This is a genomic window from Streptomyces sp. NPDC002577, assembly GCF_053594815.1.
Genome location: NZ_JBSFWK010000013.1, coordinates 1 through 19,534 on the forward strand (window position 1 = coordinate 1; position 19,534 = coordinate 19,534).

The following is a 19,534-nucleotide window of genomic DNA, read 5'->3' on the forward strand; positions in this document are numbered from 1 at the left end:
CGCATCTCGCCTGACCGAGCGGGGCGCGACCCGCGCCGACGACAAACTGTCCGAGGCCGCGATGGAAGACCGCAAGCGCGAGGGGTACTTCTAAGAATGTCCAGCATCACCAGCATCCCTGGCGGCCCGAGCCGTACGGGGCGCACCGCCATGCCCGAGGTCGACACCCTCCGCTTCGCGACTGCGGGTTCCGTGGACGACGGCAAGTCGACCCTCGTCGGCCGTCTGCTGCACGACTCCAAGTCGGTCCTCGCCGACCAGCTCGAAGCCGTCGAACGCGCCTCTGCCAGCCGCGGCCAGGACGCCCCCGACCTGGCGCTGTTCACCGACGGCCTGCGCGCCGAGCGCGAGCAGGGCATCACCATCGACGTGGCCTACCGCTACTTCGCCACGCCACAGCGCCGGTTCATCCTCGCCGACACCCCCGGCCATGTGCAGTACACGCGCAACATGGTCACCGGCGCCTCGACGGCCGAACTGACGGTCATCCTCGTCGACGCCCGCAACGGCGTCGTCGAGCAGACCCGCCGCCACGCCGCCATCGCCGCCCTCCTCCGCGTCCCCCACGTCGTCCTCGCCGTCAACAAGATGGACCTCGTCGAGTACGCGGAGCCGGTCTTCACCAAGGTCGCCGCGGAGTTCGTCCAGTACGCGACGGAGCTGGGCGTGCCCGAGGTCACGGCGATCCCGATCTCCGCGCTCGCCGGCGACAACGTCGTGGAACCGTCCGCGAACATGGACTGGTACGCCGGTCCGACCGTCCTGGAACACCTGGAGACGGTCCCGGTCGGCGACGACGCGGCAGGGGCGCCAGCGCGCTTCCCCGTCCAGTACGTGATCAGGCACGACGGGGTCCGCTACTACGCGGGCCAGCTGGTCTCGGGCACGCTGCGCGTCGGCGACGAGGTCACCGTGCTGCCGTCCGGCCGCACGTCGACGATCACCGCGATCGACGTGCTGGGCCGGGAGGAGACGGCGGCCTGCGCCCCGCAGTCCCTCACCCTCTGCCTGGCCGACGAGATCGACATCGCCCGCGGCGACCTGATCGTGCCGACGGCCGCCGCGCCGGACACCAGCCAGGACGTCGAGGCGGACGTCTGCCATCTGGCGGACCGGCCGCTGCGGAACGGGGACCGGGTGCTGCTGCGGCACACCACCCGTACCGTGCGCGCGATCGTCAAGGACCTCCACGGTGCCGGGGAGTTCACGGCCAACGACCTGGGCCGCGTCACGCTCCGCACGGCCGAGCCGCTCGCGCTCGACCCGTACGCCGATGTGCGCCGCACCGGCTCGTTCCTGCTGATCGACCCGGCGGACGGCGCGACCCTGACCGCAGGCATGGCGCGGTGACCTGAGTGACCAGCACGTCCGTAACGAACACGGCTGCCGCACCGGCCGTACGACTGGCGGGGGCCACCAAACGGTTCGGCGACGCGCTGGTCCTGGACCGCATCGACCTCGATGTGGCCGAGGGCGAGTTCGTCTGCCTGCTCGGCGCCTCCGGCTGTGGCAAGTCCACGCTGCTCAACCTGGTGGCGGGGCTCGACGAGCCGACGGCGGGCACGGTGACGGCGCGCGCCGCCCGGCCCGCGCTGATGTTCCAGGACCATGCGCTGTTCCCGTGGCTGACGGCCGGCGGAAACGTCGAACTCGCCCTGGAACTGGGCGGGATGGACCGCAAGGAGCGACGGGCGGAGGCCGAGCGGCTGCTCGCCCTCGTCCGTCTCCAGGGTGCTCATGGCAAGCGCATCCACGAGATGTCGGGCGGTATGCGGCAGCGCGTGGCGCTGGCGCGCGCGCTCGCCCAGGGCAGTCGGATCCTGCTGATGGACGAGCCGTTCGCCGCGCTCGACGCGATCACCCGCGACGTCCTGCACGAGGTGCTGACCGACGTCTGGGAGAAGCGGAAGCTGAGCGTCATCTTCGTCACGCACAACGTCCGGGAGGCGGTCCGGCTGGGACAGCGGGTCGTACTGCTCTCGTCGCGGCCCGGCCGGATCGCGCACGAGTGGCAGGTGGGCATCCCCTACCCCCGTCGTATCGAGGACCACGACGTCGCCGAGCTGTCCCTCGAGATCACCGGACATCTGCGTGAGGAGATCCGCCGCCATGCCCGCCACTGACCTGAAGCCCACCGGCGCGGACTCCCACGAGGACGGGGACGACATCTCCCTGGGCCTCGACGCCCTGGAGTCGCCGTCCGTGCCCGCCACGCGCCGGGCCGTGAAGAAGGCGGTGGCGCCGCTGGCCGCCATCGCCTTCGTCCTGGTGGTGTGGCAACTGGCGTACGCCCTGGGTGTCCCGTCCACCCTGCCCGCGCCGGCATCGGTGGCCGGGGAGCTCGGTGATCTGTGGCGTGACGGCACGCTGCTGCCCGCCCTGGGGCACAGCCTGGAGCGCTGCCTGTTCGGCTTCGCCGCATCGGTCCTTGTGGGTGCCCCGCTGGGGCTCCTCGTCCACCGGTACGCACCGGTCCGCACCGTCATCGCTCCCGTCCTGTCCGCGTTCCAGTCGCTGCCCGCGGCCGCGCTGGTGCCGCTGGCGGTGATCGCGCTCGGCGAGTCGGAACAGGCCGTGTACGCGGTCATCCTGCTGGGCGCCGTGCCGTCGGTCTCGATGGGTCTTGTCAGCGCGCTCGACCAGATTCCGCCGCTGCTGCGGCGGGCGGGCGTGACGATGGGCGCGACAGGGGTTCGCGCCGTGCGCAAGATACTGCTGCCGGCCGCGCTGCCCGGTCTGGTCGCGGCCCTCCGCCAGGGCTGGACCTTCGGCTGGCGGGCCCTGATGACCGCCGAACTGATCACCGCGACGCCCCTGCCGGGTGTCGGGCAGATCCTGAACGCGGGCAAGGAGAGCAAGAGCTTCACCCTGATCGTGGCCGCGGTGATCGTGATCCTGGCGATCGGTGTCCTGGTGGAGGCCCTGATCTTCCGCCCGGTCGAGCGGCGGGTGCTGCGGGATCGGGGGCTTGCGGGGCCCAGGTGAGTGCACGCGGGGGCCGGGGGCTCAGCGGGGGCGAGTGGTCAATCCCACAGGGACGTTCGTCCCGTACACACCTGACGGGAGGCTCTGCTCATACACCCCTTACCATTCATACGGTTGAAAGCAGGACCACATGGACCACCTGCTCCCGAACGGACCCCGCCGTGCACGATTTCCCCGCCCACGCCCCCGCCAGCTGGCGCATCGCACTGCCGCACACCGCAGCCGCCGTGCCCGTCGCCCGTGCCCTGGTCCGTACGGCGCTAGCCGAGATCGACTGCGCGGCCGACTCCGACACCGCTGAGCTGCTCACCGCCGAGCTGGTCGCCAATGCCGTGGAACACACCGAGGGCAACACGCCCATAGAGCTGGTCGTGGAGCTGCTTCCTTCCGGCTGTCAGGTCGAGGTGCACGACCCCGACCCGTCCCCGCCCGCCAGCCTCACCCGGCCGGAGCCGATCGAGCCGCCGGACCCGTTGCAGGAGCACGGGCGCGGACTTCTGCTGATCCGCGCCCTGAGCGGCTCCTGCGGTCACCGCCCCACCGCGACCGGCAAGGCGGTCTGGTTCAGGCTTCCGAAGGTGCCTGAGCAGCGGCGGCCTTCGTAGCCTCCGGCTCGTCATCGGCCCCGGCGCCGGAGTCGGCCTCCGTACCCGCCTCCGCCGAGGCACCGTTCGCACCGTCGGCCCCGAACCGCGAGTGACGGCGCCCGTACCCCGCGTACACCAGGACCCCCACCGCCAGGAACACGGCGAACTGCACCCAGGTCTCGATCCCGGTGCCGTACATCAGATACACGCAGAAGCCGATGCCGAGGATCGGGCTGACCGGGTAGAACGGCACCCGGAAGCTGCGCTTCAGCTGCGGACGGCGGCGGCGCAGCACCATCACGGCGATGTTGACGACGGCCATGACGGCGAGCGTGCCGATGGTCGTCAGGTTCATGATCGCGTCGAGCGGTACGACGGCCGCGGGGATCGCGAAGACGACGGCGACGATCCAGGTGCCGGCGACCGGCGTGGACGTCTTCGGCGAGACCCGCTCGAACACCCGCGGGACGAGCCCGTCGCGGGACATCGACATCAGGATGCGGGTCTGCCCGTACAGCACGGCGAGCACGACCGAGGCGATCGCGACGACCGCGCCGAAGGCGATGACGGCGCCGCCGACGGTCGAGCCGGTGACCTCGTTGACGATCAGCGAGAGCGCCGCGGGCGTGCCGGCCACACCCTCCGCGGAGAAGGCTCCGATGGCGGCGACCGCGACCAGGCAGTACAGCACGGTGACGATGCCGAGGCAGATCAGGATGGCGAGCGGGATATTGCGCCGCGGGTTCTTGACCTCTTCACCGGCCGTGGTGACGGCGTCGAAGCCGATGTACGAGAAGAAGGCCAGCGATGCGCCCGAGGTGATGCCCGAGAGGCCGAAGGGCGCGAAGTCGGAGAGGTTGCCCTGCTCGTAGGCGGTGAAGGCGATACCGCAGAACAGGATCAGGATGGCGATCTTCAGAACGGCCATGGCGGCAGTCGCCCGCGCGCTCTCGCGCATGCCGCGCACCAGGAGCAGCGCGGCGAGCACCATCACGATCACGGCGGGGACGTTCACGACGCCGCCGTCACCGGGCGGGTTCGCGAGGGCGGCGGGCAGCTCCCAGCCGATGAGGCTGTTCAGCAGCTCGTTGAGGTACTGGCCCCAGCCGACGGCGACCGCGGAGGCCGAGACGCCGTACTCGAGGAGCAGACACCAGCCCACGAGGAACGCCATGCGCTCACCGAGCGTCGCGTAGGCGAAGGAGTAGGAGGAGCCGGAGACCGGGATCGCGCTGCCCAGCTCGGCGAAGGAGAACGCCGTGAAGATGCAGGTGATCGCGGCCAGCACGAAGGAGATGACGACCGCCGGGCCGGCCTCGGCGACCGTGTCGGACAGGCCGACGAAGATGCCGGTGCCGACGATCGCGCCGACGCCGAAGCACACCAGCTGGAACAGCCCCATGGTGCGTTTCAGGCCGTGGCCTTCGAGGTCCGCCCCCGATTCGGCGACGAGTCGTTCGGGGGACTTGATCCGGAGTCCTGCTCCGGAGGCGCCTGGACGGGCCATGGGTGGTTCTCGATTCTGGTGGTGCTGTGCGCGACGGGGTGGGCCGCGCGCCGGCAGGACTCGGGATGGGTGGTCCGGGCCTGCCGGTGTTACGGGTGGTGCGAAGAACGTACGAGTGTAGTGGGGCGGGGCTCAGGCGAGCGTCGCGACGAGCACCGCCTTGATGGTGTGCAGCCGGTTCTCGGCCTCGTCGAAGACCACCGAGTACTCCGACTCGAAGACCTCGTCGGTGACCTCGATGGAGTCCAGCCCGTGGCGCTCGTGGATCTCGCGGCCGACCTTGGTGCCCAGGTCGTGGAAGGCGGGCAGGCAGTGCAGGAACTTCACGTCGGGGTTGCCGGTCACGCGCAGCACGTCCATCGTCACGGCGTACGGCGCGAGCGCGGCGATGCGCTCGTCCCAGACCTCCTTGGGCTCGCCCATCGACACCCACACGTCGGTCGCGACGAAGTCGGCGCCCTGCACGCCCTCGGCGACGTCCTCGGTGAGCGTGACGCGGGCGCCCGAGGTCTCGGCGAGCCGCTGGGCCCGCTCGACGATCTCCTCGGCCGGCCAGTACGACTTCGGGGCGACGATCCGTACGTCCATGCCGAGCAGCGCGCCGGTGACCAGGTAGGAGTTGCCCATGTTGAAGCGGGCGTCGCCGAGGTAGGCGAAGGCGACGCGCTCCAGCGGCTTGCTGGTGTGCTCGGTCATCGTGAGCACGTCGGCCAGCATCTGGGTGGGGTGCCAGTCGTCGGTGAGCCCGTTGTAGACGGGAACTCCGGCGTACTGGGCGAGGTCCTCCACGTTCGCCTGGCTGTCCCCGCGGTACTCGATCGCGTCGAACATCCGGCCGAGCACGCGCGCCGTGTCCTTCACCGACTCCTTGTGCCCGATCTGCGAGCCGGACGGGTCCAGATACGTCGTGGAGGCGCCCTGGTCCGCGGCCGCCACCTCGAAAGCGCAGCGCGTACGGGTCGAGGTCTTCTCGAAGATCAGCGCGATGTTCTTGCCGGTCAGCTGCCGGGTCTCGGTCCCCGCCCGCTTGGCCGCCTTGAGCTCGGCGGCCAGGTCGATCAGGCTCCTGAACTCCTCGGCGGTGAAATCCAGCTCCTTGAGGAAGTGGCGGCCGGTGAGACCGGTCGGGACTGTCGCCATGGGAGCTCTCCTGGGTGGACGAATACAGGGACGAATACGGGAACCATGGAAGTCTATACGATCGTCAACATTTCTATGCGATCTCGGCGGCTGACGCGGCACGTTTCAGCGCCTGCCGCGCCCTCGCCGGGGCCTACCCGCCCACCGCGTCCCGCTCCACCGGACAGCTCATGCACCGCGGCCCGCCCCGCCCCCGGCCCAGCTCGCTCCCCCGTATCTCGATGACCTCGATGCCCTGTTTACGCAGGTGGGTGTTGGTGGTCGAGTTCCGCTCGTAGGCGACGACCACGCCCGGCTCGACGGCGAGGACGTTGCATCCGTCGTCCCACTGCTCGCGCTCGGCGGAGTGCACGTCCTGTGTGGCGGTCAGCACACGGATCTCGCTCAGCCCGAGGGCCGCGGCGATCGCCCGGTGCATGTGCTCCGGCGGATGGTCGGTGACCTTGAGCTCCCGGCCGTCGACGCCCGGCTCGATGGTGTACGAGCGGAGCATGCCGAGTCCGGCGTACTGCGTGAACGTGTCGCCGTCGACCATCGTCATGACGGTGTCGAGGTGCATCAGCGCACGCCGCTTGGGCATGTCGAGCGCCACGATGGTCCCCGCGGAACCTGCGGCGAACAGCTTGTGCGCCAGCATCTCGACGGCCTGGGGCGTGGTGCGCTCGCTCATGCCGATGAGCACGGCGCCGTTGCCGATCACCAGGACGTCGCCGCCCTCGATGGTCGACGGATAGTCGTGCTGCCCCTCCGACCAGGTGTGGAACGGCCCCGCCCGGTCGGCGTGGAACAGCGGGTGGTGCCGGTAGATCGCCTCGAAGTGCACGGTCTCGCGCTGCCGGGCGGGCCAGCGCATCGCGTTGATCGACACCCCGTCGTAGATCCAGGCCGAGGTGTCCCGGGTGAAGAGGTGGTTGGGCAGCGGGTGGAGCAGGAAGTCGTCGAGCTCCATGACGTGGAAGCGGACGGATATGGGCTCGGAATGCCGTTCCAGGAACTCCCGTTTGGTCATCCCGCCGACCAGCGCCCCGGTGAGCTCGCCCGAGGCCATCGTCTCGAAGGCCGCCCGCAGATGGTCCGTGGCCAGCGGTCCGTACTCCTTCTCGTCGAAGACCCGGTCCAGTACGAGGTTCCTGGCCGCCGGTACGTCGAGGGCCTCGGTGAGCAGATCGCCGAAGAGATGGACGGTCACGCCGCGGTCGCGCAGCACGTCGGCGAACCCGTCGTGCTCCTGCCGGGCCCGGCGTACCCACAGGACGTCGTCGAAGAGAAGGGCGTCCTTGTTGCTGGGGGTGAGCCTTTTGAGCTCGAGATCCGGCCGGTGCAGGATGACGCGCCGCAGCCGTCCGGCCTCGGAGTCGACATGGAATCCCATGTCCTCATCCTGACCACTCGGGCGCGCGTTCACCCCTCGCTTGCAGCGGTCAGCAGTTCGGGACGGGCCAGCGCGCGCCGCGTGTCGCCGCGGCCCGGGTGCAGTGCGGCCCGGGCGACGATCCAGCCGGCGAGGGCGGCCGGATCGTCGGGGGTGCGCGCCAGCATCTCGGCGTACCGGGCGACGGCACCGGCAGCGTCACCGGCGGCCAGGTACTCGTCGGCTGTTCGGGGCGCGGCGGGCGGCGCGGCGAAGGCGTGGGTCCGGGTGTCGGACCACGGCGGGGCGCACGAGCGGAGGCGGGGCCGGGCGTCGGAGCCGTCGCGGACGAGGTTGCGCAGCCGCCACTCGGTGCGATGCAGCGCGGCGGCCGTACGCGCCCGGGCGAGGGCGGCCGCGTCCACCGGCTCACGCAGCCAGCCGTCGAGGGTCGCGGCGAGCCCGGACACCAGGCGCCGCCCGGGCGCGGTGAGCCGGCCGCTGCCGAGCAGGGTCCGCACGACGAGACGGGTCTGGAGCCTGCGGAGCGCGAAGTGGTAGGCGGCGACGGGGCTGCCCGGATCGTCGGCGAGGCGGTCGCGCCAGAAGCCCGTGACGGCCGTGAAGGCGTACACCCCGTGCAGCAGGCCCGTGAGGTGGCGCGGGTCGGGTCGCCAGGGGGCGTAGTGGCACTCGGCGCGGTCGTCGTCGAGCAGCTCGAAGAGGTGGAGGAGAGCGGCGAGTTTGCTGTGCTGGAACTCGTGGACCAGGGTCTCGGCCAGGGCTTCGGCCGTCGCGGGGCGCGAGATCACCATGGCGCCGTAGGCGTCGCCGCTGGTGGCGGAGGTGCGGACGAAGGGCGGGGGCGGGGGCGCCGCCGTGGTGCGTCCCCACGGCACGACGACGCGGACCGCCGCCGGGACCAGCCGTCCGGGCCCGTGCCCGGTGTCCGGCACGTCCCCACTGTCCGGGCCGCCTGCGCTGGGCGGCCGGTCACCGGTACGTGTCCCGAGCAGCGCCAGAGCCTCGTCGAACAACCTCTGCCAGGCCAACGCCTCCTCGTCGTCGAGCCGTTCCGCCGACACGGGCTCGTCGAGGTCGCGGTACGGATCGAGGTCGTCGAGCAGGACGGTTCCGCCGCCCGCGGAGGCGGGAAGAGCGAGGGTGCGCAGCGGAAGCCAGTGCGGTCCTGCCGCGGCCATCGCTCCGGGACTGCCCACGGGGACCGTGGCGGGGCGGCAGTGCACGGCCGGGACGCCGGGGGCGCCCGGCACGGTCACCGTGACCTCTCCCCCGCTGACCCGCGCCCGCCCCACCGTGGGGTGCGGCCCCACGCCCGGCACCCTCTGGCGGCCGAGGCCGGGCAGGTGCAGCGCACCGTCCATGAGGGGGACCAGAAGGTCGGCGGTGGTGCCCGCGTGCACGGCCGCCGCGACGGCCAGGGCACACAGGTGCCCGGCCTCGGCCCACATCGGCGGCCCGGACGACGTGCCGTGGCTGCGGCGCAGTACGTGGCCGAGCCAGCTGCCGGTCCCCGGTGCGAGCAGCAGCTTCTCCACGGCGTCAGGCGCCGCCTCGGCCGCCTCCTTGACGACGGCCCAGGCCCGCACGGACGGCGTCAGCGGCGTGGGCAGGGCGTCGATCCGGTCGAGCAGGGTCCGCAGGAGCAGCAGCCGGCGCGCGCGCTCGCCGCGCTCCAGGAAGGCCAGGGCCTCCGCTGAGCCGCCGCCCGTGGCGAGCTGGGCGAAAAGGTGGTCGGGCATCGCGAGCGGCGGATGCGGCGGACGGTGCGGCTCCGGGCGGTACGGGGGTGCCATGCCGTGCGTGGTCGTACCGTGCTGGGTCATTGCGCGCGGCCTTCGTGAGTGGACGGGCGGGGGCGGCTACTCGGCGCGGCCGGGTGGATCGCCGCCTCCGCCGCGGATGCTGGAGCGGGCGCGCAGCACCTCTCCGAGCAGGCGGGCCCGTGGTGGCAGGGGGGCGAGTGACTCCACGTCGGTGAGGGGCATCCCCGTGAGGTCTGCCAGCTCCGACTCCCAGGCGCGGGCTCCCGCGGCGTCCGACGTGGGGGTCGGATGGATGGCGACGACGTCGGCGTCGTGCCGGGCGGGTGCTGGCTGATCCAAGATCGGTCCCCCTTCACGCACGGTGGCACGCAATGCCCCGTCTCCTACCATCATGGCCAAGCGGGCCCTCGTCGGAAACCTGTGCGATCAAGCCACATGATCATGCGGACCGCCCGGATTCGCCCTGCCCCCGCGTCAACTCCCGCAGGGCGACATCCAGTTCCGCTGCCCGTTCGGGATCGTCGTCGACGGTGACCACGGCGTCGTACAGCTCCTGCAGCGCGGCGGGGCCCCGGCGGCGCAGCGCGGTGAGGATGCCGGTGATGTCCGTACGCGCCCTGGAGTGCCGGGGCAGCGTTCCGATGAGGGCGGGACCGAGCTGCCCGACCACGGTCTGCCGTTCGGCCGGGTCGGCCATCAGCGGATACGCGAGCAGCGCGGCCACGGCGCGCGGCAGCGGGGAGCGGACGGGCACCTGTGGCGGGGAGGGCGGCAGCTCCTCCGCCCGTTCAGGGCCGCGCAGCAGGATCTCCGGGATCTGCGCCGTGCGGTGCGCGGACCGCAGTTCGGCCACGTGGGCGCGCACGGCGGGGAAGAGCTTCTCGGGGTCCGGCAGAGCGGGCAGGTCGGCAGCCCGCTCTGCGAGCAGGGCGAGCACGATCTCGGAGAAGAGGCCGGTGGCACGGACGGGATCGTTGGCGGCCTCCCGCCCGCGGCCCGCCGCCCGCAGCACGGTCTGACGGTGGACCAGAGTCCGGTGCCCGGTGGGCAGGGCATCCGGTGGCAGCGGCTCCCGGAAGTCCAGGTCCTCCTCGAACGTCTCGCAGGCGTCGATGATCCACATCTGATCGACGAAGGACGGCACGGCGTCACTCGTGTACCGGTCGAGTGCCGACTCGAGGTCGATGGCCACCTTGTCACCGGTCGTGGCATCGGCGCAGAGCAGCCGGGTGTGCCCGGCCCGGTCGAGGACGCCGTGGCCGCCCCACCACACCCACAGCACGTCGCCCTGCGCCGGGGAGAGTTCATGGACGAGGGTGCGCCGGAGCGTGGCGCGGTCGGCGGGCTCGTACGGGATGTCCGGCGTGAAGTTCTCCAACGGGGCCAGGTGGAGCCTGAGTTGGGAGCTCGGGACGCCTGCGGCACGCAGCAGGGCGTGGAAGGCGACTGCGTCGCGGGCGGGTCCCGGCAGGTCCCAGGTGGGCCCCGCGCCGTACCGCTCGATACCGACGATCAGTGCGTGCACCCGATCGGGGCGAAGGTGGTTCACGGCAGGCGGTCCACGATGTGGCGGTATACGGCGGGGTTGGTCCAGTAGGCGCTGTGCGCGGCGGGGAACGGCTGGCGGCTGTCCACGGACACGTCGGTGACGCGGCCGGGGAAGAGGCCCGCGCCGAGGTACGCGAGCAGGTCGCGGGGGTCGTACAGATTGAGCCAGTCCGGAACGTGGGACGGCAGGGGCTGCGGATGGGAAAGCGAGGGCAGGGAGCCTGACTCGTACAGGAACGGCCCCTGGGAACCGGCCGTCACCAGCAGACGGACCTGGGGAAGCAGCGCGCCGACGAGGGTGTCGAGGGCGATGATGCCGCCGAGGCTGTGCCCGATGAGGACCACGGGAGCGGGCAACTCGGCTATCAGTGCGCGCAGTTCGGCCCGCAGGGGCTCGCCGCGGCTGAGGTAGCGCAGGATGTCGCCGGCGGCGGGATGGGCGGCCTCGGTGAGGGCGCGACGGCGGCGCAGTGCGGCCCGTGCCGCGGCGCCCGTCGCGATGCGCAGCAGGCGTCCGCGCAGTGTGCGTCCGCTGCCGGCGGGCGGCGCGCCCAGGGCCTCGGCGAGGCGGGCGGCCACGGCGTCGCGGGTGTCGCCGTCGGGGATCAGCGGCGCGTCGGCGTCGAGCGCCTCGGCGACGACACGGGCTGTCAGGGCGCGGGCGAGGAGGACGGCCAGGTCTTCCGGGGACAGGGCGGCGGCAGCCGGTGCGAGCAGCGGGTGGGCGGCCAGCGCCGTCGCGGCCTCGGCGAGCCCCGGGCCGAGTCCGGCCGCGGCCACGTCGCCTTGGGCGGCCAGTTCGCCCAGGCGGACGCGCACGGCCTGCTCCGGGCGGGTTGCGCCGGGAGGGCGTTCGGCCTTGGGGGGCGCGGCGGCCGCCGCCAGGGCGAGTTCGGCGTCGGGGTCGTCGTAGAGGACTCCCCAGGCGGCGATGTCGTCCCCGTCTCCGGAAGCCAGGGCCCGTCCGTGCCCCGTGGACGGCGGCAGACTGGCTCCTCCGGCGCCGAGTGTCGCACCGTGGGTGCCGCCCCAGTAGAACGGCACGAACCGCAGCCCGGACCGCTCGGCGTCGAGCGAGGCCCGGACCGTTCCGGCCAGCTCGGTGAAGCGCGGCTCGCGCACACCGGTCCCGTGGATGAAGACGACCGTCGTCCCCGTCATACGCTCAGGCCCCCCGTCGGCGTCATGACCGTGCGCGGCACGGCCGCGGCAGTCACATGACTGTCACAGCGTCACATGACCAGTGTGGCATGGACGTTGTGATTGACACCCCGGGCGATGGCACGCGGTGTCACCGCGCCGGGCGTTGGACCTTCTGCAGCGGTCTTCTGCAGCGGTCTTCTACAGGGGCATCGGCGCGAGGTCGCACTCGATGCGCCGCCGCTGCTGCGCCGCCAGCAGCCAGGGATGGTCGCTGCGCACCACGCGGGCGAGGCCCTCGACGGCACGCCGGCCCAGTTCGTCGGCCTCCTCCCCGCGGCCGAGCCCCCGCAGGTCCAGGGCGAGGTTGGCGGTGCAGGCGAGGGTCAGCGGGTGGTCCCGGCCGACAGCCTCGGTCAGCAGCGGCAGATTGGCCTCGTCGGCTTCGTGGGCGCGCTCGAAGTCCAGGCGGGCGTAGTGGTTGTTCGCCTGGCCGATGGCGACGGTCCGGGTCAGCACATGGTGCTTGCCGAGGGTCGCCGCGAGGCGTGCCGCCGCCGCGTCGTCGAGCTCCTGCGCGGTGTACACGTCCCCGAGGGCACGCCGGGTGGCCGCCACGTTGGCCATGGTGATGAGGGTGTGGGCGTGGTCGGGGCCGAGACGCTGCGTGTTGCGGCGCACGGTGTCCTCCCCCAGGGAGCGTGACCCTTCCAGGTCGCCGACCAAACGCCGGTCGACGACCACGTTGATCGCCACAGTGAGGGTGGCCGAGTGGTCGTCGCCGTAGCGCACCGTCAGACGGCGCAGCGTGTCCTCGGAGAGCTTCGCGGCTTCGGACACGGCGCCGTCGCGGCGCCGGAACACGGCGAGGTTGCGAGCGGCCGCCATGGCGGTGGGGTTGCCCTCGCCGACCGCCTCGCGCTGCCTGCGGTACGTCTCCTCCTGGCGGTCCCGCGCACCGGGGTAGTCGCCGCTCTCGCACATGTCGAGGGCCACGGCATTGAGGGTGTTGAAGGTCAGGCCGCTGTTCGGGCCGAACAGCAGGTCGCGCAGACGGTACGTCTCCTGGTCGAGGGCGAGCGCCTCCCGGTACTGCCCGCACAGGCGCAGCCCCACGCCGAGGGCGTGCGCCGCCTGGAGCGTCGAGGGGTCCTCGGGGCCGAACTGCGACATGGCCCGGTCGTACGCCTCCTGGGCGAGGTCGCGCGCCTGGGTGAACGCGCCCTGGTAGCGCAGCGCGTCGCACATCTGGGTCATCGAGTCGAGGAGCTCCTCCTCGTCGACACCGGCGCGGCGGGAGATCTCCAGGGCCTGTTCGTTGAGCGGGATCGACTCGGCGACCCGGCCGAGCACCCGCAGGCAGAAGGCCAGGAGCTTGGAGATCCGCAGGGCCTGGGCGTCGTTCTCGCCGGAGGTCCTGGTCCAGGTCTCGCGCGCCTGCCGGGCGAGGACGACCGCGTTCTCGTGGTCGCCCCAGTAGTACAGGAACGACGTCGTGTCGTAGATGAGCTCGCGTACCCAGGTGTCGTCGCTGGCGACCGCCTCCGAGGTCAGGACATGCGGCAGCAGCGCCAGGTACGCCGGCCACTCCAGGGACGAGGAAGGCTGACCGGGCTTCGCCGCGGACAGCAGCTGGTGCGCGGCGTCCCGGGTCGTCCGGCGCTCCTCCTCGCCGAGCTTGGTCAGCAGCACGTTCTGCAGCAGTCGGTGCATCTGCAGCGTGTCGTTGCGCAGGTCCAGCTTCACCAGCGAGAACTGGCCCAGGTCGCGGATGGCCCGGCTGAGTTTGATCGACTCGCGCAGCACCGGGTTGACGTCGGGCGCGATGTCGATACCGCGGCTGCCGCGGAGCAGCGACAGCGGCACGGGCTCGGGGGCCATGCAGGCGCAGATGTCGAGGAGTTTGCGGGCGCCGGGGTTGTTCTCGGCGATCCGGCCGAGCGAGATGTCCCAGGCCGCGGCGACGGAGACCGGATAGTCCGGGTTGGGGTCGAGTTCGAGGATTTCCGGGCTGCGCTGGTCGAGCAGGGCGAGGTACTCGCTGACGAGCATGCCGGTGACGCCCAGCCAAGCGCCCGCCTGCTCGACGGCGAGGGGCAGGTCGCCGAGTTCCTGGGCGAGCCGCCCGGCCTCCTCGCGGGACAGGTCGGGAGAGCGCTTCTGCAGCAGCTGGACCGACTCGTCGCGCTCGAAGACGTCCACCGGCAGCGGGGTGGCGACCCGCTCCCATTCGCGGTTGCGCGACGTGACGATGATCTTGCCTGGGCCGTTCGCGGGGAAGTAGCCGCGGACGGTCTCGATGTCCTCCGCGTTGTCGAACACCAGCAGCCAGTTGTCGTACGGCACACCCGTGCGCAGTGCTTCCAGGGCCGCGGGCACCGCGGTGTTGGCGGCCGGGGCGCCCCGGTTCTCCGCGTCGACCGGGACGACGCCGAGACGGGCGGCGAGCTGTGAGAGCGCACCGAGGATGAGACTCTCGCGCTCGGCGGGGATCCAGCAGATCACCTTGTACTGCTGCTGGTGGGTGTACACGTACTCCAGGGCGAGCTGCGACTTGCCCACACCGCCCAGGCCCTGCAGTGCGTGCGGCAGCACCGCCGCCGCGTCCTGGGCCTCCAGTTGCTCCTCCACCTGGGCCAGCAGCGCCGTACGCCCGACGAACGATGTGTTCCGCAGGGGTACGTTCACCAGAAGGGCGTTCCCTGCGCTGGTGGTGCTGCTGTGCATGTGTGGCTCAGCCTCCGGGGCTTGAGGGGCGGACGTGGCGGGGAGTACCGGGATCGGCACGAGCTCTCCAGGGGGTCTATCGGCGTTCTCCCCCTGGTCAACGCCGTCCGTGACGGACGGTGACGACTCCGGAGAATGCCCAGCAGGAACGAGATCGTGACGATTCATACCATTTGACGCATTTGGCGCGAGTTCAATAGTTTGAGGTAGTTCAATGCGATTGGCCCGTTCGCTGTACAGGTGACCGGAGAGCGCCCGCATGATGGCGAGCTCGGGGCGCCACCAGTCGTCCCACGGGTCGGGCAACGGGCGGCCCGTGGGATCGCGCACGGCGGCCCGCAGCGCCACCCCGCCTTTGCCGGCCGCAGGCAGTTCGCCGAGCAGGCCGACGATGCGGGCGAGTTGAGGGCGGGTCGTGGTGGCGAGCAGGGCCTCGCGCACTCCGTCGGCGAAGTCGGGGCGCCCCTCACCGGCACCGTCCCAGTCGATGAGGCCGCCCATGAAGATCTCCGCGAGATGAGCGGGGCCCGTCTCGGGCATGGCGCGCCGCTGGAGTTGGTCGATGAGGCCGAAGTCGAGGGGCACGGTGGCCAGATGGGCGGCGAGGCGGCGCGCCGCCGGAGTGGCGAGGGTGCGGAAGCGGCGCACGATGGCCCGGGCGGCGGCGGGCAGGCCGTGACGGGGGGCGTTCAGCCCGGGCGCGGGTGAGCCCTTGGTGAGCGCGCCCGCCAGTACGACGGGCAGTGCGTGCCGCACTCCCCGCTCGCCGGTCACCAGGTCGGCCCAGGCGGCCAGCGACTGGGGCTTGAGCGAGAGCACCGGCACGGGCACGGTGTCGTCTCCGCCCTCCGGCAGGGGACGCACCGGGTCCGGTCCGCTGGTCGGCGGGCGGTGCAGCAGACTGGGGTTGGGTGCGCCGAAACCGCCCGCCTCCAGGACCGCCGGGTACGGGTAGAGCGACGAGCGGTGCCGTAAGTGGGGCGGCAGGAGATGGACGACCGCGGTGGGTCCGGCGCGGCCGAGGCGGGAGAGCAGCGCGTCGGCGGCCCGGCCGACCCAGCCGTGCGCGAGGCCGTCGGTGACCACGAGGAAGATCCGGGCCCCGCTGCCGTCGAGGAGCTCGGCGGGGTCGGCGCCCGACGTGGTGTTCCAGCGCAGCGTCGGCGCACCGTCGGTGGGCAGGACCACCTTGACGGGGCGCACGTCGCGAAAGGCTCCGCTGGCCTCCGCCGCGGAGGTGAGCCTCGTCAGGTCCTCGTCCCAGATCCGCATCGTGGGGGCGTCGTCGGCGAGCAGGACCAGGTCGAACGCCGTGTCCTCGGCACGCCGGAAGTACGGCAGCCACAGATCGTCGGCCAGGGCCCGCTCGGCGGTGGCGACCTCGTCGAGTTCCAGGGCGGTACGGGACGGCACCCGGCGGCCGACCCGGTGCAGGGAGCGCGCGATCAGGGCGGTGCGCCGGGCGGGGGCGGGCCGCTCGGAATCGGGCAGGGGAAGCCACGGCCGGTCCAGACGCAGGGTCAGCGGGCCTTCGGGGTCGGCGTCCGGCACCGGCGGCGGCACGGTGCCGGCGTCGGGGAGCGGTGGCGTGAACGGGATGTCCGGCATCGGCCCCGGCGGCGGCCCCGGCTCCGACGGCGGCAGGGGCGGCGGCGCCTCGGTCTCACCGCTGCCGGGGGTGCGGCCTCGGCTGTGCCAGTACGCGGCGAGCCAGACGGCGTCGGCGAGTTCCTGCCAGTGGGGAGCGGACTCCGTCGCGTCCGGCGCGTCGTGACCCGCGGGTGTGCGGGGAGGATGGGCCGACGGAATCGCCCGGCCGGTGTCGCCGTCGCCGGGACCGGGTGCACGCTCCCTGGGAAAGCCGTTCATTCAGCGGCCCTTCGCGAGGTCGCGGAGCAACGACTCGACGAGCTTACGCCCGTGACCGTCCGCCTGGAAACCACCCATAGTGGTCAACTGGACAGCGTTGAGCAGTTGGTCGAGGGAATGCGTGCCGCCGCCCTGCACCCGCTGCAGGAACTGGTCGACCAGCGGCTCTGCCTGCTCCTGGTCGGCCTCGAAGTGGCTGCGCACGATCGCCAGGAGCTGCTCCTTGCCCGGCATGCGCATCTCCAGGGGCAGACACCTCCTGCGGAACGCGGCCGGAAACTCGCGCTCGCCGTTGCTGGTGATCACCACGATCGGGAACTGGCGGCACTCCACCCTGCCCCGCAGGATGTCCGCTCGGCCGCTCGGGTCGTCCGTGTGGACGCTCGCCGTGTCGGCGGCGTCACGAGCCAGCTCCGCGACCTCGTAACTGCCGTTCTCGAGCGCGTGCAACAGGTCGTTGGGCAGATCGATGTCGCTCTTGTCGAGTTCGTCGACCAGGAGGACACGGGGTCGGTGGTAGGGCAGCAGCGCCGTGCCGAGCGGGCCGAGGGTGACGAAGTCGCCCAGCGTGGGCGGTTGGTGCGGCCGCCGGCCCGCGTTCGGGGACTCGCCGGCGTGCTCCGGCGAGGGAGAGTCGGACGACGGACGCGTGGAGTCGTCGGGCCCGGCGGCGCGCGACTCGGCTCGCCACGCGGCTATGGCCTGGGCACGGCCGATGGCGTCGTAGGCGTACAGACCGTCCCGCAGGCTGGTGCGGCTGACGATGTTCCAGGACAGGACGCGGCCCAGGCCCAGTTCACGCGCGATCAGATAGGCCAGGGTCGACTTGCCGACTCCGGGCGGGCCCGTGACGAGCAGCGGCCTGCGCAGCAGGAGGGCCGCGTTGACGGTGTCGACCTCGGACTCGTCGAGGTGCGGGGTGATGTCGACGCGGCCGAGGCGGCGCAGCTCGGCGTCCTCGTCCGCGGGCGGTGCGGGCAGCGCGGGGCCGCCCGCGAACCGGCGCCAGGCCGGCGGCTCGGGCAGCGAGGGCGCCTCGCCCCGCGGGGGCACGCCCGTGGCTTGGAACACCCGCCAGGCGTGCGGGTCGCGCTCATCCTGCGCCGTCATGGCCGTGCCTCCTCACTGTCGGTGCGCGGTTCTCCGCCGGGGTCGGCCGCGCCATCGGGGTGGACAACGCCGGAGCCGTTGACGGAGCCGGCGGAGCTGATCTCGTGGAGGTCACGGCTGTCGTGGGCGCCGGAGCCGGGGCCCTGCCCGGTCGGACCGCCGAGCCTGCGGTCGACGACGTCGCCGTACGCATCGGCCCCCGGGCCACCGGGTGCGTCCACGGCCGTGTCCGACGCGCCGTGCATGGCGAGGCCGGCTCCCGCGTCGACGTCGACGAGACGCGTCGGGTCGTCCCAGAAGAAGGCGATGTGCCTGCCCAGCAGCAGCGGGCCCGCCACATCGTGCTCGGCCCTGCGCCGCAGCCGCTGGATCGCCAAAGGGATCTGGGAGGACGTCGAGACCGAGGCGAACACGGCACTGACCACTTCCCTGCGCTCGTGCGCGAAAACCCCCCTGCGGTCCCAGACCGCGAGGCCGATGCCCTCCGCGAGCGCCGCCTTGAGCGCCGTGAGCGCAGGCTCGTCGCCGGGCGCGTCGAGAACGACCGCCGTGCAGCCGGGCTCGCCCGCGAGCGCGGTCTGCCATTTGGCGAGGTCGCCGGGGTCCGGCCCGAGCCAGCTGTGGACCTTCACACCGTCCCGGCGCAGCGTGCGCCATCGCTCGCGCCACGCTGCCATGACGACCGGGTCGTCCGTGCGCATCCGGTCCAGGCTGCGCAGGTGCACTGCGTATTTCAGCGCGAGCGACATGGCCGCACCGTCCCCGAAACGCAGCCTCAGACCGGCCATGTCGTGGTTGAGCAGCTCATACGGGAGTATGAACTCGACGTAAGCCGCGGGGCGTTCGGGGTCGGGATGTTCGGCGGGTCCGTCGGTGCGCCCGTCGGCCCACAGCCGCGAGGCGCGCCGCAGGGCCCGTTCGAGGGCGGGGGCGAGTTCCTCGAGGGTGGTGTGCTCTGGCTCTGCGGGCTGCGGGTCCCAGCGGCCCGGCCCTGTGTTGAACCAGGACCGTACGACGATGTCGCCCGAGGTGTCCCGGGCGGGGTCGACGGCGACGATCAGGCAGCGCGGGATGTCCGGGTCGAGGACGGCGGTGGCGCGGGCGAGGCGCCGGTTCTCGAGGACGTGGGTCAGGCCGGCGTGCTGTGCCCAGGAGTCGGCCCAGCCGGCGAGGGCCGCTGCGTGCTCGGTGCCCGCCGCGTGCCCGGCGGCGTGGTCGAGGAGCAGGACGGCCGGCGGCAGACCGTCCGGCTCGACCATGAACTCCGCCAGGTAGCGCAATAACTGCGTGGGGGAGCGATGGAGGGGCACCTCGCACACGACGTCGGCGGCGAGGTCGTTGCGCAGCCGGTCGGCGGGGAGGACGTCTTCGGCGGCCTCCAGCAGGCCGTGGGCGGTGCGGATGTCGTATCCGCTGAGCGGCCCCTGCTGGAGGCTCACCGCCGGTGGCTGCTGGGCGGCCGTGGCGATGAGGCGGTGCAGTTCTTCGGCGGCTTCGGGACCCTCGTAGGCGTGGACGACGTCCACCAGCACGAGCTCACCGTCCCTGACGCTCAGCGCCGCGCGCACCAGGGTGACCACGTCCGGGCGCTGTCTGCTGCCCCGCAGGTCTATCGGGCGGCCGAGGTCCTGTCCGAGTAACTGGGCCAGCTCAAGGCGGCTCTGGGCGTCCTCGGTGCAGCCGAGTCGGCACAGGGCATCGGTCAGCAGGTTCACGAGCGTGCGTTCCGACGCACGCCTCGCATCGCCCCCGGGTCTGCCGAGTCCCGCTCCTGCCTCCACCG

The 19,534-nt window shown here is 72.3% G+C and carries 14 protein-coding genes and 1 pseudogene; 5 read left to right on the forward strand and 10 right to left on the reverse strand.

All coding sequences use genetic code 11. The features are described 5' to 3' along the window. From ACWD4J_RS19070 to ACWD4J_RS19090, 5 genes and pseudogenes are all read left to right on the forward strand, one after another. A pseudogene (locus ACWD4J_RS19070) lies at positions 1 to 94 on the forward strand (sulfate adenylyltransferase subunit CysD); the annotation flags it as partial. A 56-nt stretch (positions 95 to 150) separates the two neighbouring features. Then, complete coding sequence (locus tag ACWD4J_RS19075) at positions 151 to 1,350, forward strand: sulfate adenylyltransferase subunit 1 (RefSeq protein WP_451396683.1); 1,200 nt, start codon at positions 151 to 153, stop codon at positions 1,348 to 1,350. Positions 1,351 to 1,355: 5 nt separating this feature from the next. Then, on the forward strand, positions 1,356 to 2,123 hold the full coding sequence (locus tag ACWD4J_RS19080; RefSeq protein ID WP_451396544.1) for an ABC transporter ATP-binding protein: 768 nt from the start codon (positions 1,356 to 1,358) through the stop codon (positions 2,121 to 2,123). Beyond that, on the forward strand, positions 2,110 to 2,985 hold the full coding sequence (locus ACWD4J_RS19085) for an ABC transporter permease (protein ID WP_451396545.1): 876 nt from the start codon (positions 2,110 to 2,112) through the stop codon (positions 2,983 to 2,985). The genes ACWD4J_RS19080 and ACWD4J_RS19085 overlap by 14 nt, the downstream gene beginning before the upstream one ends. 161 nt (positions 2,986 to 3,146) lie before the next feature. Beyond that, entirely contained in the window at positions 3,147 to 3,590 is a 444-nt protein-coding gene (locus tag ACWD4J_RS19090; protein WP_451396546.1) for an ATP-binding protein, read from the forward strand. On the opposite strand, the gene ACWD4J_RS19095 is transcribed toward ACWD4J_RS19090, so the two are convergent. The 10 genes from ACWD4J_RS19095 to ACWD4J_RS19140 all read right to left on the reverse strand — a co-directional run bounded on the left by ACWD4J_RS19095 (position 3,550) and on the right by ACWD4J_RS19140 (position 19,466). Further along, positions 3,550 to 5,079: an amino acid permease gene (locus tag ACWD4J_RS19095; protein ID WP_451396547.1), complete on the reverse strand. Its 1,530-nt coding sequence runs from the start codon at positions 5,077 to 5,079 to the stop codon at positions 3,550 to 3,552. The two genes, ACWD4J_RS19090 and ACWD4J_RS19095, sit on opposite strands and share 41 nt — an antisense overlap. 132 nt (positions 5,080 to 5,211) lie before the next feature. Continuing rightward, positions 5,212 to 6,219 carry an ornithine carbamoyltransferase gene (gene argF, locus ACWD4J_RS19100; protein ID WP_451396548.1) on the reverse strand — a complete coding sequence of 336 codons (1,008 nt, stop codon included), beginning with the start codon at positions 6,217 to 6,219 and terminating at the stop codon, positions 5,212 to 5,214. A 133-nt stretch (positions 6,220 to 6,352) separates the two neighbouring features. After that, on the reverse strand, positions 6,353 to 7,591 hold the full coding sequence (locus tag ACWD4J_RS19105) for an arginine deiminase (protein WP_451396549.1): 1,239 nt from the start codon (positions 7,589 to 7,591) through the stop codon (positions 6,353 to 6,355). 29 nt (positions 7,592 to 7,620) lie between these two features. Further along, positions 7,621 to 9,417: an HEXXH motif domain-containing protein gene (locus ACWD4J_RS19110; RefSeq protein ID WP_451396550.1), complete on the reverse strand. Its 1,797-nt coding sequence runs from the start codon at positions 9,415 to 9,417 to the stop codon at positions 7,621 to 7,623. A 36-nt stretch (positions 9,418 to 9,453) separates the two neighbouring features. Continuing rightward, positions 9,454 to 9,696 (reverse strand): hypothetical protein, encoded by a 243-nt coding sequence (locus tag ACWD4J_RS19115; RefSeq protein ID WP_451396551.1) that lies wholly within the window; start codon positions 9,694 to 9,696, stop codon positions 9,454 to 9,456. 100 nt (positions 9,697 to 9,796) lie between these two features. Then, positions 9,797 to 10,906, reverse strand: a complete 1,110-nt coding sequence (locus ACWD4J_RS19120; protein WP_451396552.1) for an effector-associated domain 2-containing protein — start codon at positions 10,904 to 10,906, stop codon at positions 9,797 to 9,799. Then, positions 10,903 to 12,066, reverse strand: coding sequence for an alpha/beta fold hydrolase (locus ACWD4J_RS19125; protein WP_451396553.1), 1,164 nt, complete (start codon positions 12,064 to 12,066; stop codon positions 10,903 to 10,905). The genes ACWD4J_RS19120 and ACWD4J_RS19125 overlap by 4 nt, the downstream gene beginning before the upstream one ends. 180 nt (positions 12,067 to 12,246) lie before the next feature. Next, positions 12,247 to 16,641 carry an FxSxx-COOH system tetratricopeptide repeat protein gene (fxsT, locus tag ACWD4J_RS19130; protein WP_451396554.1) on the reverse strand — a complete coding sequence of 1,465 codons (4,395 nt, stop codon included), beginning with the start codon at positions 16,639 to 16,641 and terminating at the stop codon, positions 12,247 to 12,249. Beyond that, positions 16,642 to 17,751 carry an AAA family ATPase gene (locus tag ACWD4J_RS19135; protein ID WP_451396555.1) on the reverse strand — a complete coding sequence of 370 codons (1,110 nt, stop codon included), beginning with the start codon at positions 17,749 to 17,751 and terminating at the stop codon, positions 16,642 to 16,644. Then, on the reverse strand, positions 17,748 to 19,466 hold the full coding sequence (locus ACWD4J_RS19140; protein WP_451396556.1) for a VMAP-C domain-containing protein: 1,719 nt from the start codon (positions 19,464 to 19,466) through the stop codon (positions 17,748 to 17,750). The genes ACWD4J_RS19135 and ACWD4J_RS19140 overlap by 4 nt, the downstream gene beginning before the upstream one ends. Between the last annotated feature and the right edge of the window lie 68 nt (positions 19,467 to 19,534).